The following is a 14500-nucleotide window of genomic DNA, read 5'->3' as shown; positions in this document are numbered from 1 at the left end:
CGAATTATGCATTCAGGCGAGATCATTCGATCCGCCAACGGATTGCTGAACACACTGGAAAACACACATGAAACGTTTTAGCACTCTACGGAAAGCAGTGACATTGGCTTTGTCCGCTCTGGCGCTCGTTGCCGTCTATTTTGGCTGGTACGCCCTCACGGGTTCGCACCAACAAGATTCGAGCGTCTACTACCAGAGTGGGGGAGCGGCCTGGTGGCGGGCATGGGTGACATTGCTTGCTCTTTTTTTGGCGGGGCTGGTTTGCTTCGCGGCATACAGAAATTGGCGCTGGCAATCGAGCACGAAGCGTTGTTAACTGATCGGAAAACGCGCCATGCATCACATTCTTTCTGCAGCGAAAATCGTTTTATCGTGCTGCTTCACAATGGGCGTCACATATGCTTTGGTAGGTTCGTTCTTGAACCTGTTCTTCCCGGGGAAATGACCGACGTGATTCTCTACCGCTGCGAACAGGAAGACACGGGCACTGAACAAAGGGCTCGCGCTCGCTTCGAACCTTACGCGGTCGAGAAGTTGCTGCCGCCACTTGAGCCATCGCCGCAATTTGAAGGGCACTACAAGGACGCTCTGACCGGCCATCTTTGGGTCGCATATCGGGACGGCTATGTGCAAGCCACTAACGATGCCCAAGTAGGACGGAAGCTGCTCCTTGAAGCGATCAAGGCGTATAGCGATGCGTTGATCGCCAGCTACCCCGGCACAGAAGGCGGCTCAGAGAAACAGCGGGAAGCGACGGAGCGGGCCAGAGTCGCCTTGCGAAAAGCGGGCGTACTCAAGAGATAACGGACTAGGAAAGCCATGAAAAAACTTGCTATGGCTGTCGGCGTGCTTCTGTTGGCACAACCGCCACTGCTTTTTACTTTGTACCTGTTTCATGTGAATGTTTCCGAATATCTTGCGCGCAGTCTTATCCTCGGGATGGCCTTCGCTTTGCCTCTGCTTGGCGTGGCTGCTTTAGTGGCCGTAGTAGTCGTTGCCGGAATGGGCATCACCAAGATCATCAAGGCAAGCTAAGGAACGGAAAACGTCATGAGCGCGCGAGTACCGCCTGAGTTCAAGTCACAAACGCCTGATCGTCTGAGGCGCTACGCGCAGCAGCACAGCGGTGAGCTGGCGTCCGATGTACAACAGGCGTTGCTCAATGCGGCAAACGAGATCGAGGGCAGCGAAGAAGCGTTCGCTGTGGTCGTTGATGAGAAGCGAGACCTGATGCGCAAGCTCGCAAACACCGAGTCGAATTTGCGCGGGGCGTATGACATGATCGCGCGCCGAAAGGCGTAACGCGAAAAATTAGTTCTCGGGGGAAATGTTGGAACAGATCAGTCTCGAAAAATTGCTGCGTGACGAGCCAAGCAAACCGGGCCTCGTTGAGTTGTATCAGAGAACCATGCTGCACCGAACGAACGAGGCAATGAACGGGCTTTCTCACCGTTTGGACCAAATGATCGTCCAGGCCGAAAAGAACGGAAAGGCCCAAGGCCGTCAGCAACCGGCGATGATCGCATTGACAGCCGTACTTGCACTTGCAACCATCGTCTATACCGTCACGACCATCTACGCGACGCGAGAGACGGTAAAGGCTCAGCAGGCAGCGACGGCATCGCAGGTGAGAGTTGAGTACGTTCGCGGCTCCGGCGCTGTGCCGGAGAGCGCAGCCGTGCATATGGGGGTTGACGAAAAGGGGAATCCGGCCGTTTGCGTCAACGGGACTGCGTATGACATTCCTACGGCTGGCCAGGCGCGCCTCAAGTATCGTCCTCAACCGCCACGAGCTGACGGGGCGCTTATGCCCGTCCTGCGTTGCAAGAATTGATGGGAAAACGGGGAAATAACATGGATCAATCGAACTTCATGATTGCCTGTGACCGTGCGCTGCACCTCACGCCCTACTGGCTGATTGCCTTGCTGTGCATTGGTGGCCTGACCCGTCTGGCGTTCAAGAACTTCTCTCTTGGGGCCGCTTTGGGCTTTATCGGATTTCCGTTCTTGCTCTTACTCTTTTATTGAGTTGGAAACCACCATGACTAAGAAAACGATCATCGTAGACGAGTTTCACCAAGGCGCATCGGCGCAGGCATATCGCGATGGTGTGCAGCAGATGCATGATGCCGTCTCTGATATCCACACGCAGAACGACGGTATCGCGCCGATTGCCGAAGGGGAGACTGGTGAGGTCATCCACACTTTTGAAACCACGTTTTACGATCCTCTGCTTAAGTCGCTTAGAGAATTCTACGATAACGAAGAAAGCGGGAATCACAGCTTCGAGGTGATCACTGGTGAGGAATACATGAGGCAGTTGGCCGCCGATTCCGCTGGCATGAACAAACACAATTCAGCGAAAGAATAACCATCGGAAAACAGCATGAACAAAAAGACAATGCCTAAGCCCGCGCAACCGGGCGATGTTTTGCTGGTTGAGCATCCTACGGAGTTCGTTAGCTCCGTTGGACCGGCGGTCCAATACACGCCCGATGGCAAAACTGCGGACGACACTATTCGAGAGTTGATTGGTCGTCGCTCGGCCTTAGAAACGAAGAAGGCGATCATCGTGGATGAGTACCACTCGGCCGCCCAGGATCAAGCGTATACCGCATGGGTAAAGCGGACGCGTGACGCCATATCTGAATGACCCGGGAAACAGGAGAATCGAAAATGATTTTGCAAGCGCTTGGGACGGCAATGATGCTGACGCTTACGCTCCAAATGGTGTTGTTCCTCTGTTCGCCCGCGCAGTCGCTAAAAGCGGCATACGCGGACAGTTGGCGCAAAACAGGAAAGGTCGGCGTTCACCTGTTCCAGCTTCAACCTGGCCCCGAACAATGGATCGGCATCTCGGCGTTCGGACTGGTCGGCTTCTACGGCGCTATTGCGGTCGCCCTGGATATCGCCGCGCGTTTTGCTCACTGACTCAACGGAAAACAGGAAAATCATGGGAGAAGTCGCTGTGGCATCGAAGCGGTATCTGGCCGAGGAATGGACGGAAGTGCAGATTGTGGTGAGAAAGGACGGCCAGCCTATCGACGCCACGGCGCAAGCCTATCTAGCAGCTGCCGGAACCCATTTCGACTGCGACCTTGGGGTATTCGTGCGAGAGGCCGGGGGCCTGCCGCTTTCCTATGCAGCGTTTCTGCCGATGCATGAACTCACGGTGCTATCGGTCTCAGTTCCCTACAATCCGGCATGGTATGGCAAAAAATCGCCGTACCCGAAATTCGACAACTTGCCGCCGGTGTTCGACGGCTATCCCCTCAAAGGCGAACCTTCTTTCGTCGGCTACTGGTTCCTCCGTCGTGGCGTCAGTCAGCCGTTCATGTCGATGTGGCGCGAAGGAGGATGGAGCCAACCTGACGGGCGCAAGTCTCCCGGCGAGGTCGTCGCTGAAGGCTGGCAACTAATCGCCACGATGCGAGAGTCCTTGGAAATGACGTATGTGAGGATCGACGAAGCAAACGAGCGTCGAGCAGGCAGCGCTGAGCTAGACGCGATCATTCAAGATGCAGATGGCGCGAGCGCGATGCGTGTTGCGCTAGAGGCTGGTCGGCTTCGCCACTGAACAATTGGAGGGAAACCCGCCATGTCGCTCAAAAAAATTTTTGAATCACTCGAAGCTGAGCGAAACGCTCGCCGCAATCACGACGGCGGAGTGCTGCTGCTCCGCAGCCCCGAACATCGCATCGCTGAAATCACGAAACACTTGGGCGATGCGTGGGCGGGCGGCAATCTGCGGGATCAGATGGTGAAAGTTGCGGCGGCCGCGATCGAAGCGATCGAACAGCACGACATTTCTCAAGCAGAGCAGGCAGCGTTCTACGCGACGACTGGCGAATGACAAGGGAAACAGGGACTTTGGTTTTATGTCCACGCCTGTATTTGCCGCACTCCTTGCCGTAGCGATTGTTGCGCTTGGCGTCGGGCTGTTGGTCTGGAACGACCGTTTCCGACGCGTACCGCTGGCGCAGTTCGGCTTGGAAAATGTGCAGCGCGTCGGCGCATGGGATTCGTCAGCGTGGCGAGAGCGAGTTTGGTCACGTGGATGGATGGCAAGCGCCGAGTGGCGCGCAGTGAACAAGCGACAACTCGCGGCAATCGATGCCGAGTTGAAGCGGCGCGGTATGTCGCGACCGACTAGGAAAACGGTAATACGCACGATGAATAAATTGATACCGCCCCGCGCCGACAGGTATCCGCTGTCATGCTTCATAGCACTCTTGTTGCTGCTGAGCATCGTGGCGTGTGCCATGCCCCTGTGGGCGCACGCGTTGTATCTGGCATGGGTCATTGTAGGTGTAGCGGCGCTGGTAAAGGAGCGGGTCGAGCCGGGCCTGCCATCCACGTTGCGAGGAAATGTGCGCCGTATTCTTCGCGCACACGTGTGGCCCCTGTACATGGCGTAACACCACGGAAAACGATATGGCGACTATCTCAGTTGAACGGGCCGATGCGCGCGGACACATGCTCTCGGAAGCCGCCGACCACCTTGCAATGTCTGTCTGTGAGACAGTGCTTGAGCGCGAAGATGCGGATCGACTCTCGGAGCGGCTGAGAAACCAAGCCGACTTTTGGTATCAGCGGGCGCGACAAATCGAGCGCAAATTGAAAACGAAGGCGGCATAGGAAAACATCATGCAAAACGTACAAGCCAACTTTGAGGACATTACCCGTGCGCGGGAGTTGTTTTCGGGATCGGCAGAAATGAACAAGGCGCTAGACGGCTACCTTTCGCCCCTGCCTACTCGGGCCGAACTGTTCAAAATCGCGCAGAACATAAAAGACGGCGTGCTGCCGCATGACGCGCCGCCGCAAACGCTTTCGGAACAGGTCCGCGCTCTTGAGGCCGAACACGCAGCCTTGACGGTGGAAAATCAATCGCTTCGGGACGAGGTGAAACGGTTGAAGGATGAGCTTGAGAGCGAGCGCAACAAGGCTGGTTTCGGTACGGGGCTGATCGTCGGATCGCTGCTTGGCTGACACACCGGAAAACAAGGGACATCATGAATCGGGTATTCAATGCCGTCAGCTTCTTCGCAAGCATCGTTCTCGTAGTGCTATCGTCACCGCCGCTATCTCACGGTCACTGGGACAAGCCATATATCGCGGTCGCGATTCCGTTCATTGCGATGGCCGTTTGGTCGATGTTCAACGAGTATTGATCGGAAGACGGAAAATACTATGTGCTTCGTCATCTCGTTCGCGGAGAAGTGGTGGAGTATTTTCGGATGGAAGGTCTGGCTGCTTGCACATTTGCCACACGCAATGCAGGTCCAGTTGATCGCAGGTGTACCGGCGGTATGGTACGCAGGGTTGGCCAGTCACGAAGTTGGGCACCTAGTCGGCAATCGGGTCTTTGGGGTCAAGGCAACTGGCATGCGTGTTGGCGATGGTCCGGTGGTGACTTTATTCCGTAATAGCGGTTTTCGTTTCGAGATCGGACTAAAGCCCACCACCGGACATCTATATATTCCTGGTCCTCCGGCAGGAAAATGGCAAGCGATAATCGCATACGCGGCTGGCCCCTTTGCTGCGATTTTGTTCGCCGCGGTCATGTGGGCGTTAGTGCCCGCAGGTGCCCTGAGTTGGTATTGGAAACTAACATTGGTGCTCATTGCGGCGCAGCATGCCGAAAACCTGCTCCCGTACGCGCCTGATGGACATGCGATATTTGACCGGTTGAGGGGAACACCGACTCGCCAAACCGTTGACAGATAGGAAACCGCTGCCGCCCGATGCACGGGCCGAACAGGAAAATTCGCTGCCCCGCGCGGCGTCGAGGAGAACCACGAACTATGGGCCGGAAGAAACGTCATGACGAGCTGAAGCTGGGTGCGAACGGCTTTCTGTACGTCGTAGTCGGTGAGCGCGCGAAATTTGATGCGATACCGTTCCCAGCAACGGAGCATGATAAGGGTGCCAATGGCACGGTCAATCTGCTCGTTAAATCCGTGGACACCACGGATGGATCGATGGTCATCTTTCAGCACTGGCTTGAAGAACAGCCTTGACTTAACCCGGAAAACGCAAACGCGAACCAAGAGAGAGATGTGATGGTGAAAGTTGAAATCGGAACCGTTCTGAAGGTAGTTGCGGCGATCAAAGACGAACGCAACCCGCAGGCGCAGTCCGAAGCGATTTCAATGCGCGACCGCTGGCTCGCGGAAATTGATGCCGGATTGCTTCAAATGAGCGTCGAGGCGCGCGAAGCTCTCGAAGCGGCGTGACCACAACGGAAAACGCCCTCGCTCGATGCGCGGGCCACACAGGAAAAGAGGGGATGTGAATGTACAACACTTTGGAAGTGCTCTTTTTTCGCACGGGCGAATATCGAGACGATGTGGGGAGGCCGCAGGAACCGCTGGTGGCGCTTCAGCATGCTCTTGGGGACGAATTCGAGGTAGAGCCGCTCGAAGTCGTCAGCGAAGATCCCCTGATCGATCACGCACGGCAGGTAGTGAGGATCATCGCTTCCACCGAAGAATTCGAGGAAATGGACGAATTCGAGGCCCAGGTGCGCGAACTGGCTGACGAGGACCGGTTTCCGTGGAAGCGGATCGGTGCCGTCCCGGTGGGCGAGACGGAAGTCGATCTGGGCTAACGCCTTTGGCAAGGAAAACGCTCGCGCTCGTTACGCGGTCCGAACAGGAAAATTTCATGTGCACCGAACCATCAAAGATCCCGCGCTATACGATCCGCGTTGGAACATATCAGGAAACCGTAATTGGACTGACCGAAGCTGAATATCGGAGGAAACAGGCGCTGCCTAGGCGGGCACTTGTGGCTACTGACATTCCCGGGACGAATTGGGAAGATCGCTACGGGGCGTTGCTGGTGCGTGAGGACGGCGTGATCGTGCCGCCCGAGGGGGACATAGAGCTTGGCATCATCCAGGCTGAAGGGCGCGTATTCTGGATGCTCAACTACTGGTCGTACTTCGAAGATAAAGCCGCTTGGACGCAAGCGTTGGACGCGATTGATCGCGCGAGAGAGAGATAGGACGGAAAATCGGATAATCCATGTGAGTACGCTTGAAGAAGTCGCTACCGATAAAGCTGTGGCCCTGACCGGCTACCAGCATTTCCTTGACGCTGTAATTGCCGGAACCTGTCACGCCGCTGTTACGAATCAGCCCGATCGGGCAAGATGCCTCGCTTTCTCGCACGGGCAGCGAAGCCTACGCAAGTCAGACCTTTGTCAATAAGCGTATGACCGACATCTACCTTGTTTCCTGCGTCGGCGAGAAGCACAATCGCGCGATGCCGGCGAAGGATCTGTACGCCTCAGACTGGTTCACCAAAGCCCGCCAGTACGTCGAGCGTCGAGAGGGCGTTTGGTACATTCTGTCGGCCAAGCACGGCCTGATCTACCCCGATCAGGTCGTTGGGCCATACGAGCAGACGCTGAATCGCATGCCGATCGCCGAGCGTCGTATCTGGGCGCAGCGTGTACGCGAGCGGCTGGATGTTCAACTGCCGGCAGATCTGAATGGGGGGCCGGGGAAGGGCGACCGTTGCGTCGTGCTCGCCGGCATCCGGTATCGCGAGTTCCTGATCGACTACCTCACCGGCCGCTTCACGGTCGAGATTCCGATGGATGGTCTTGCCATCGGCAAGCAGCTCCAGTGGCTCAAGAATCACCGATAATTCCAACACCATAACGCCGCGCGCAAGGCCACCCGCGCGCCACCAAGCATACGGGGATCGCATGGAAATCAACTCGGATCGAGTAACCGCGCAGCACGTCAGAAGAGCCGCAGCTTTCTGGCGCAAGAACCCTGGATACAACGGGTTTCAGAATGCCCGCCACTATGAGGTCGAAATCGATGGCCAACGTTATCCGATCAAGGCGATTACCTCGATCGCGCTCGAAATGGCCGGGCAGCCTACCTTGAGGCCGCGCGATTTTCCGGGTGCGTACGACGGCCGCTGGCATACCATGTTGAAAAATCTGGGGTTCAATATCCACAACAAGGAAGGCCGGCCCGAGACGCTCTCCAGGCATCCGGGCGTGTCATCCGCCGAGCTGTACGAGCTGCTCGTTGAGTTGCGCGCCCCAGTGGTCATCACGAAGAACAAGTACGCAGATTGGCAGGCCAACTTCCACGTCGATCCTACGAATAAACGCCATTGGCTCGACGGCGATTGGAACGGTACTCCGAAGCACGTCGAGCCGAAAGATGGGTATGTGCTGCACTGGATCGCCCACCAGTCCGTCGTGTGCATCGGGCGATACCTTGGCACCCGGTTGACACCCCGCGGCAAGCATCAACTGATCCTGGCCCAGGCGCACTTCTATCGCCTCGTGGATAGGCCGAAGGCCGACGACCAACTCCACATCATCCTGATGCAGAAAGGGCCGCCGACGTACTCATATTACTTGCCAACGGCACCCGCCAAACCGGAAACTCCGAAACAGCAGGAGGAGCGGTACCGCCTGGCGCAACTCCGCTTGGAGCAGCCGGCGTTCCGCAAAGCCGTGATCGCGCATCACGGCGGTAAGTGCATCATCACCGGTTGCGCTACCGAAGCCCTGCTCGATGCCGCGCACCTGCCCGGCCGAGACTGGCGTTTGGGTCACAACAAGGCGACGGATGGTATTCCGCTTCGCGTCGATCTGCACCGCGCGCTGGATCGCGGGCTCATCAAGCTCAATGAGCGGCACGAGATCGAGGAGACGAGTCCCGCACTGAACGGCTTCTACGACCAGTATCTCGTCGAGCCAAAAGCTAGGGCACGAAAGCGAGCGAAGGCGGTGGCATGAAAGTCGGAAAACGACGATGAGTAAGCGGCGGATTGTAGGCGAGGTGATGAAGTACAAAACTGTTTGTCGTTAGCCAATTGAGTTTGTCGTCAGGCATTTATGTTTGTCGTTTCCCGGTGAGAAGCCCACAATTCGAGTGGTCTAGATCTATGGCCGAGGCCAGCCAGAGCGATAGGGCAAGACAAACATATTTGTCATCTGCTGGGAGCCGTAGTCCGAGAAATTGGGCAGACGACATACTATGGAGCGAAGTCCTCTGACGCGTCCTCCTTGCGCTAGAGGGCAGGCGGCGACAAACTTAATTGTGTTCGACACAGGTGCCTCCAGTGAGGCGGCGGCGGTTGGCGCCACCGCACATAAGCTGGTCCTGAAACTCCCCTTCTTGCACAAGGGCGGTCGACCTTCGTTCTCAATGGGAGGCAGCGAAGCTCCAAGCCACCACGCAGCTTCACAATGCGGGGCTCACGCGTGGGGTGGTCGATAAGAAGAATGGCGCGCGGGTGGTCTAACCATAGGAAAACAGCACGGTTGACTTTCGCGTGCGCTAAACAAGGAAATTTCGAAAATGGAACGAATCATGACTCAGCAGGAAATGGACAAAGTTTTACGCGCTTCGCTTCGGTTCGCGCCGACCGCAGCGACGGTGGCTGAGGTCGCAGCAAATGGCGAAGCCCATGAGCTTATGCAGGCATGGGGCGTTGGTCATCCGGGCGGCGCGGTGTCGCTCAATCAGAATGATCGTTGAGTCGGAAATTCCGAAAACACAATGAGCAATGAATTGACTATCGATGAAATGATCGACCACGTTCTCAACTGGTTCGCCGGAGCCCGACCGGGCGATAGCTTTACGCCGAGGACCACTGTTGAATTGCAAACCGGCAGAGACAACGCTGCCTATGCTGCTCTCGTCCCGAAGCTCCCGCACATTAAGAAAATGGCCGACAACGGTTGGATTCAGATGAATGGTCGTTACGCTACGTTGACTCCAGCAGGTAAGGCTGAAATGGACCGTCGTGGCTTTGTGGTCGGCGAGTAGTAAAGGTCCAGACGTAGGAAAACCATATGATTCGTACCGCTCTGATTGCTGTTTTGTCCGCCGCGATCATCGTTCTCGCTCACGCGCTGGTCCGCGTCGAGAATGAGCGATACGCCTTGTGGCTTGGCATGTGCCCGAACATGCGTGAGGCGATCACGGCGCTGGCATCTGGCGACGACGACGCCATAAACTGCACTAAGACCGTTCAAACACGTACTGCCTGGTGGTGGCATATCTACTATGCAATCGCCAACAAGGGCTGATACACAGGAAAACGACATGGACGATAGCGACGCGGTCGAGCGAGTGCTCGATTTGCGATCGTTGCGGACTCACGATCCATGCGGCTGCCTTCCATGCCGAAGAAACGTGGAAGGCAGGGGCAAGAGCGGCTCTTAGCGCTTTTTCGCCTGCAACACTTCGTCGCCCGTCAACTGTTCACGATGAAGGTAGCTGCCAGCAACAGGCGGCACCGTAACGAGGTGCGGCGCCTTGCCTTCTTTCGCCTGGTCAGCGCCAAATGCGCCAACTAGGCCAACCACTTCCCCGTTTTCTTTTTGGCCCCATGCAGCCACTTGATAGACCACGGGCGGAGCAGAGTCGGACGCGCCTTTGTGTACGAAATACCAGTCCGTCGCGGGCGTAGTAAGCACCTGAGCAGCACCGTAGCTCAGGCCGTTGACGACGGAGCTGAGGAATGCTACCGGATGGGTTCGACGCGAGCAGAGGACGGCAGCGCCGGGGCGACGTTCCACGGCAGCAGATCCTCGATGCAGTTAGCCGGATGATCGGCGATGCGCTCGAGTACATAGGCGAGATACGCCTCGGGATCGAGCCCGTACAGGCGAGCCGAGCCGATGAGGCTGTACATCGCGGCCGCGCGTTCACCGCCGGAATCGGAGCCGACGAACAAGAAGTTGCGTCTTCCGAGGGCCACACCGCGCAGCGCCCGCTCGGCGATCAGGTTGTCGATCTCCGCTTGTCCATCCGTGCAGTAATAGACGAGCGCCGGCCAGCGATTCAACGCATAGCGGATCGCTTTGGTCGTGTCGGACTTCGCGGAGAGCGTGGCAAGCGTGGCTTCGAACCAGCGCTTCATGTCATCGAGCAGTGGCACCGCTTGCGCCTGGCGCACGTGCAGGCGTTCGTCCGGCGGCTTGCCGCGGATCTGCTCCTCGATCCGGTAAAGCGCGCCGATGCGGCGCAGGGCCTCTTCAGTCACCGCATTTGGCCGCACCGCGTGCAGATCATGGATTTTTCGCCGCGCGTGCGCCATGCAGGCTGCTTCTACGATGCGCCCACCGCGATACAGCTCTGCGTAGCCGGCGAAGGCGTCCGCCTGCAGCACGCCGGTGAAGTTGGCCAGATGCAGCTGGGGATGCTCGCCGCGCCGATCCGACGTGTAGGCAAACCAGACCGCTGCCGGCTCTTCGGAGCCGCAGGGCCGGTCGTCGCGAACATAAACCCACAGACGGCCTGTCTTCGTGCGGCCATTGCCTGGAGCCAGCACTGGCAGAGGCGTATCGTCCCCATGAACCTTGCAGCCACCCAGCGCATAGCGGCGCACGGCATCGACCAGCGGCGTGAGCAGTTGCGTGATGCTGCCCATCCAGTACCCCATCGTGCCCGGATCGATCTCGACGCCGTCACGCGCGTACATGACGGCCTGACGATGCAGCGGGAGGTGGTAAGCGAACTTCGACACCGCGATATGCGCAAGCAGTGCCGGGCCCGGGATGCCACGGTCAACCGGTCGGGTGGGTGCGGCGGCCTGCACGATGCAATCGCAGCACGCACAAGCGAGCTTCGGACGGCGGTGACGGATCACTCGGAAGTGCGCCCGCACGTACTCGAGTTGCTCGGCGATGTCTTCGCCCAATGGCTTGAGCCGCCCACCGCAATCCGGGCAGTTCTCGCTCGCCGGCAGATGCACGCGCTCTTCACGTTCGAGGTGATCAGGCAGCGGCTTGCGACCGGCTCCTTCACGCCGCGGCAGGGGTGTCGCGCGAGGTGCAGCCGTGTCGGCAGCGCCTTCGTCGGCCTGCAGATCCCCCAGCCGGAGTTCGAGCTGCTCGATCTGGCGATCGAGCTTCTCCGATTTGCGCCCGAACTGCATGCGACGCAGCTTCGCGATCATCAGCTTCAGGTGCTCGATCTCAATGGCACGCGACGAGAGCTGCTCCTTCAGGTCGGCAAGCTGAACGTCGCGCTCGTGCAGCTTCTCCGCGTGAGCGAGCACCAACGCCTTCAAGGCATCGATGTCGTCGGGCAAGGCAGCTGTCGCGCGAAGTTCCATGGCGACAGTTTACGGGCATGGCTCCTGCGGGAAGTTGACGACGGACAAGACCGTTTACAATGCGCTGCGCGGGCGCGCTGCTTCGACTGGCTGACGCCAATCGAAGCCTTCGAGCAGTAGCGCAAGTTGGGCAGTTGTCAGCGCGATGACGCCGGAATCGGCTCGGGGCCACGCGAAACGTCCTTTTTCAAGGCGTTTTGCAAACAGACAGAGTCCGCCATCGCACCAGTACAAAGCCTTCAGCAGATCGCCACGCTTGCCGCGGAAGAGAAAGATGTTTCCGCCGTACGGATCTTTCTCCAACACCGTCTGCACCTTCGCAGCCAGAGAATTGAAACCGCAGCGCATGTCAGTCGCGCCGGCAGCGATCCAGATCCGGGTGTTTGGCGGGATCACTTCAGGCAGTCCTGCAGAAGTCGCTCGGCGAACTCTTGCGATACACCTTTGATGCGAATCCGTCTCTTGCCGACCTCGACTTCCACCTCACAACTGGTGGTCATCGTAGCTGGCTGCGTCGTAGGCGGCGACGCTACATCGATGACGTTCACCGGCAGCAACTGTGCGGGCTCAACCAGAGCCGACACTGGAACCGAAGTGGTGGCGTTCGCAGACTGTTCCCTCTTGAATCGCTGCCGCCACTTGAACACCATGTTGTCGTTCAGACCGTGTTCCCGCGCGATTCGCGAGACAGATGCCCCTGGCTGCATCGTCTTCTCGACGATCTCGCGCCGAAACTCGCTCGAGAAGTTCGGCCGCTTCGGGGCCGCTGTTACCCCGTCGTCAGAATTGTCCATTATCGCGTCCGCAAAATATTTCGCGGACGCCATATTTGCCCACCGCCGTCATATCCTCAAGACGGCCTTGCTGGGGCGCTTACCGGGCGTAACAGTCTTGTACATCTTTTCTTGCCTTTTTCCGGCTACCGGCCGAATCGGGGCGCGTCTGGGTACGCGCCATTCGACGATACTACCCTATTTAGCTAGGGCGTTTGTCACAATACTGGCATCGGTTATTGTTCGAGCCGATGCAGCGCCACTTGGCGCCATTCAGCAGGATCGTGATCGATAGAGGAATTCTCCGAGTTGTTGGCATTGGAAGGCGCTTGACCCAGCGTGTGGGGCCAAGCTCGGCTTCAAGATCGGAATCAGCGCGGGAGTTGTGCTTGCGGTTCCTACGTTGGTCATGGATCGTCTCCAGGCGTCATTTCCTGCGCTGTACTGGACGATGGCGCTTATCCCGGTTTTAGCGATCGCTGTTGGCCTGTAAGTCTTCTTGCGCGAGCCTTCACAATTGCTTGGTTTGTCCAAGGTGGTTCGCGGATAGGCACGTGGTCGTGGGGACTTGCAGGCCGACAAATGGCATTGGGTGCATGTCGGCGTCTATTATGTTGATGGACGGCCGGCATCGAGTCAGGGCCACGGATGGAAGAGAAAACTCGCGACCGTCCGTGGCGCGGAGCTGGTGCACACCGACAACTCGCGCGCTCCGCGATAGACAGGAAGTTACCTCGGGAAGAAGAGAATGAAGAAAGCGATTTTTGTAGTAGTGGCGATTCTGGGCGTTGTAGCTGGCCAGGCGCAAGCGGCCGGTTGCCTCAAGGGGGCGGCCGTTGGTGCTGTAGCTGGTCATGTAGCAGGGCATCATGCGGTTGCCGGGGCAATCGTTGGGTGCGCGGTGGGGCATCACATGGCCAAAGAGCAGAAGCGAAAGGATGCGGACGAGCGCGGTGCGATGCGCGCGCAGTAACGAACGCAACGGAGGCCACGGAAAACAATGACTAGCGAACGGGATAAGTCGCATCGCGGCAATGCGGGTCAATTTTTCGTTGCAGGTGAGCTGTGCCGGCGTGGCTATGCGGCGGTTGTGACGTTGGGCAACACGCCCAATACCGACATTCTTTGCAGCAACCGCGCGGGGACGAGGTTCGCGCATATTCAAGTGAAAACCTTCGATCCAAAGAAAGGGACCTGTAGCGTCGGATTGAAGGCAGAGCGAGTGTTCGGACCGAATTTTTTCTGGGTCCTGGCAGGCGTTCCTGAAAATGGATCGACCGAAAGTTTTCGATATTTCATCGTTCCGTCCGCAGTCATGGCAGAGAACGTCGCCGCAAAACATCAGCGCTGGCTTGCCACACCTGGGAAGGGCGGCGCCGCGCACAAGGACAATCCGGTGCGTGCGGTCAGCATTCCCCCTTTCAGCCGTGCCTATTTTTGGAGCGTCGAAGGTTTTGAAGGTCGGTGGGATTTGATAGATACAGCGATGGCTGGCGACCCGCCGATAGAGACGGTATCTCCGCTGTTGGAAGTCGTTTAAGGGGCGTAACGTCGATAGACACAAGGGAGCCAGCAATTTGCTGGCTCTTTCCACTTCTGCACGCGTCGTTGTTGACTTAC

28 protein-coding genes are annotated in these 14500 nt (G+C 57.8%); 24 read left to right on the top strand and 4 right to left on the bottom strand.

Annotation, left to right across the window (positions count from 1 at the left end; all coding sequences use genetic code 11):
* The first annotated feature begins 222 nt into the window (after positions 1-222).
* The 22 genes from LDO54_RS33165 (at position 223) to LDO54_RS33060 (ending at position 10074) form a co-directional block, all read left to right on the top strand.
* Complete coding sequence (locus LDO54_RS33165; protein ID WP_224016218.1) at positions 223-804, top strand: hypothetical protein; 582 nt, start codon at positions 223-225, stop codon at positions 802-804.
* 15 nt (positions 805-819) lie between these two features.
* Entirely contained in the window at positions 820-1035 is a 216-nt protein-coding gene (locus LDO54_RS33160) for a hypothetical protein (protein ID WP_224016214.1), read from the top strand.
* 15 nt (positions 1036-1050) lie between these two features.
* Positions 1051-1302: a hypothetical protein gene (locus tag LDO54_RS33155; protein WP_224016211.1), complete on the top strand. Its 252-nt coding sequence runs from the start codon at positions 1051-1053 to the stop codon at positions 1300-1302.
* Between the two features lie 25 nt (positions 1303-1327).
* Complete coding sequence (locus tag LDO54_RS33150; RefSeq protein WP_224016206.1) at positions 1328-1834, top strand: hypothetical protein; 507 nt, start codon at positions 1328-1330, stop codon at positions 1832-1834.
* Positions 1835-1854: 20 nt separating this feature from the next.
* Positions 1855-2028 carry a hypothetical protein gene (locus LDO54_RS33145; protein ID WP_224016203.1) on the top strand — a complete coding sequence of 58 codons (174 nt, stop codon included), beginning with the start codon at positions 1855-1857 and terminating at the stop codon, positions 2026-2028.
* A gap of 13 nt (positions 2029-2041) precedes the next feature.
* Positions 2042-2371, top strand: a complete 330-nt coding sequence (locus LDO54_RS33140; RefSeq protein ID WP_224016198.1) for a hypothetical protein — start codon at positions 2042-2044, stop codon at positions 2369-2371.
* Between the two features lie 15 nt (positions 2372-2386).
* Positions 2387-2653: a hypothetical protein gene (locus tag LDO54_RS33135; RefSeq protein ID WP_224016195.1), complete on the top strand. Its 267-nt coding sequence runs from the start codon at positions 2387-2389 to the stop codon at positions 2651-2653.
* Between the two features lie 23 nt (positions 2654-2676).
* On the top strand, positions 2677-2931 hold the full coding sequence (locus LDO54_RS33130; RefSeq protein ID WP_224016191.1) for a hypothetical protein: 255 nt from the start codon (positions 2677-2679) through the stop codon (positions 2929-2931).
* Between the two features lie 22 nt (positions 2932-2953).
* Positions 2954-3577, top strand: a complete 624-nt coding sequence (locus LDO54_RS33125; protein WP_224016189.1) for a hypothetical protein — start codon at positions 2954-2956, stop codon at positions 3575-3577.
* Between the two features lie 21 nt (positions 3578-3598).
* Positions 3599-3853 (top strand): hypothetical protein, encoded by a 255-nt coding sequence (locus LDO54_RS33120; protein ID WP_224016187.1) that lies wholly within the window; start codon positions 3599-3601, stop codon positions 3851-3853.
* 25 nt (positions 3854-3878) lie between these two features.
* Positions 3879-4418 carry a hypothetical protein gene (locus LDO54_RS33115; protein WP_224016184.1) on the top strand — a complete coding sequence of 180 codons (540 nt, stop codon included), beginning with the start codon at positions 3879-3881 and terminating at the stop codon, positions 4416-4418.
* A gap of 229 nt (positions 4419-4647) precedes the next feature.
* Positions 4648-4992 carry a hypothetical protein gene (locus tag LDO54_RS33110; RefSeq protein WP_224016182.1) on the top strand — a complete coding sequence of 115 codons (345 nt, stop codon included), beginning with the start codon at positions 4648-4650 and terminating at the stop codon, positions 4990-4992.
* Between the two features lie 201 nt (positions 4993-5193).
* Positions 5194-5730: a site-2 protease family protein gene (locus tag LDO54_RS33105; protein WP_224016180.1), complete on the top strand. Its 537-nt coding sequence runs from the start codon at positions 5194-5196 to the stop codon at positions 5728-5730.
* Positions 5731-5807: 77 nt separating this feature from the next.
* Positions 5808-6023 carry a hypothetical protein gene (locus LDO54_RS33100; protein WP_224016177.1) on the top strand — a complete coding sequence of 72 codons (216 nt, stop codon included), beginning with the start codon at positions 5808-5810 and terminating at the stop codon, positions 6021-6023.
* 42 nt (positions 6024-6065) lie between these two features.
* Positions 6066-6239: a hypothetical protein gene (locus LDO54_RS33095; protein ID WP_224016175.1), complete on the top strand. Its 174-nt coding sequence runs from the start codon at positions 6066-6068 to the stop codon at positions 6237-6239.
* A 59-nt stretch (positions 6240-6298) separates the two neighbouring features.
* Complete coding sequence (locus LDO54_RS33090) at positions 6299-6613, top strand: hypothetical protein (protein ID WP_224016172.1); 315 nt, start codon at positions 6299-6301, stop codon at positions 6611-6613.
* A 56-nt stretch (positions 6614-6669) separates the two neighbouring features.
* A complete protein-coding gene (locus tag LDO54_RS33085; protein ID WP_224016169.1) occupies positions 6670-7011 on the top strand; it encodes a hypothetical protein in 342 nt (113 codons plus the stop codon).
* 209 nt (positions 7012-7220) lie between these two features.
* Positions 7221-7658, top strand: coding sequence for a DUF6884 domain-containing protein (locus tag LDO54_RS33080; RefSeq protein ID WP_224016166.1), 438 nt, complete (start codon positions 7221-7223; stop codon positions 7656-7658).
* A 61-nt stretch (positions 7659-7719) separates the two neighbouring features.
* Positions 7720-8775: an HNH endonuclease gene (locus LDO54_RS33075; protein WP_224016163.1), complete on the top strand. Its 1056-nt coding sequence runs from the start codon at positions 7720-7722 to the stop codon at positions 8773-8775.
* A 565-nt stretch (positions 8776-9340) separates the two neighbouring features.
* Complete coding sequence (locus tag LDO54_RS33070; RefSeq protein WP_224016161.1) at positions 9341-9520, top strand: hypothetical protein; 180 nt, start codon at positions 9341-9343, stop codon at positions 9518-9520.
* 21 nt (positions 9521-9541) lie between these two features.
* Positions 9542-9811, top strand: a complete 270-nt coding sequence (locus LDO54_RS33065) for a hypothetical protein (RefSeq protein WP_224016159.1) — start codon at positions 9542-9544, stop codon at positions 9809-9811.
* A gap of 26 nt (positions 9812-9837) precedes the next feature.
* On the top strand, positions 9838-10074 hold the full coding sequence (locus tag LDO54_RS33060; RefSeq protein ID WP_224016157.1) for a hypothetical protein: 237 nt from the start codon (positions 9838-9840) through the stop codon (positions 10072-10074).
* A gap of 132 nt (positions 10075-10206) precedes the next feature.
* Here the strand turns inward: LDO54_RS33060 and LDO54_RS33055 are convergent, their stop codons facing one another.
* Genes LDO54_RS33055 through tnpA form a run of 4 tightly spaced genes read right to left on the bottom strand, consistent with a single transcriptional unit; the run spans position 10207 to position 12901 of the window.
* Positions 10207-10566: a hypothetical protein gene (locus tag LDO54_RS33055; protein WP_224016154.1), complete on the bottom strand. Its 360-nt coding sequence runs from the start codon at positions 10564-10566 to the stop codon at positions 10207-10209.
* Entirely contained in the window at positions 10512-12107 is a 1596-nt protein-coding gene (gene tnpC, locus LDO54_RS33050; RefSeq protein ID WP_224016152.1) for an IS66 family transposase, read from the bottom strand. The genes LDO54_RS33055 and tnpC overlap by 55 nt, the downstream gene beginning before the upstream one ends.
* 54 nt (positions 12108-12161) lie before the next feature.
* Positions 12162-12503 carry an IS66 family insertion sequence element accessory protein TnpB gene (tnpB, locus tag LDO54_RS33045; RefSeq protein ID WP_224016149.1) on the bottom strand — a complete coding sequence of 114 codons (342 nt, stop codon included), beginning with the start codon at positions 12501-12503 and terminating at the stop codon, positions 12162-12164.
* Positions 12500-12901 carry an IS66-like element accessory protein TnpA gene (gene tnpA, locus LDO54_RS33040; protein ID WP_224016147.1) on the bottom strand — a complete coding sequence of 134 codons (402 nt, stop codon included), beginning with the start codon at positions 12899-12901 and terminating at the stop codon, positions 12500-12502. The genes tnpB and tnpA overlap by 4 nt, the downstream gene beginning before the upstream one ends.
* 727 nt (positions 12902-13628) lie before the next feature.
* Here tnpA and LDO54_RS33035 point away from each other — a divergent pair.
* Positions 13629-13853 (top strand): hypothetical protein, encoded by a 225-nt coding sequence (locus LDO54_RS33035; protein ID WP_224016144.1) that lies wholly within the window; start codon positions 13629-13631, stop codon positions 13851-13853.
* Between the two features lie 27 nt (positions 13854-13880).
* Entirely contained in the window at positions 13881-14420 is a 540-nt protein-coding gene (locus tag LDO54_RS33030; RefSeq protein ID WP_224016140.1) for a hypothetical protein, read from the top strand.
* Positions 14421-14500: the final 80 nt, after the last annotated feature.

It is taken from the genome of Paraburkholderia tropica (genome assembly GCF_914484835.1).
GTDB lineage: Bacteria > Pseudomonadota > Gammaproteobacteria > Burkholderiales > Burkholderiaceae > Paraburkholderia > Paraburkholderia tropica_A.
This window is presented reverse-complemented; position numbering and strand designations above follow the sequence as displayed.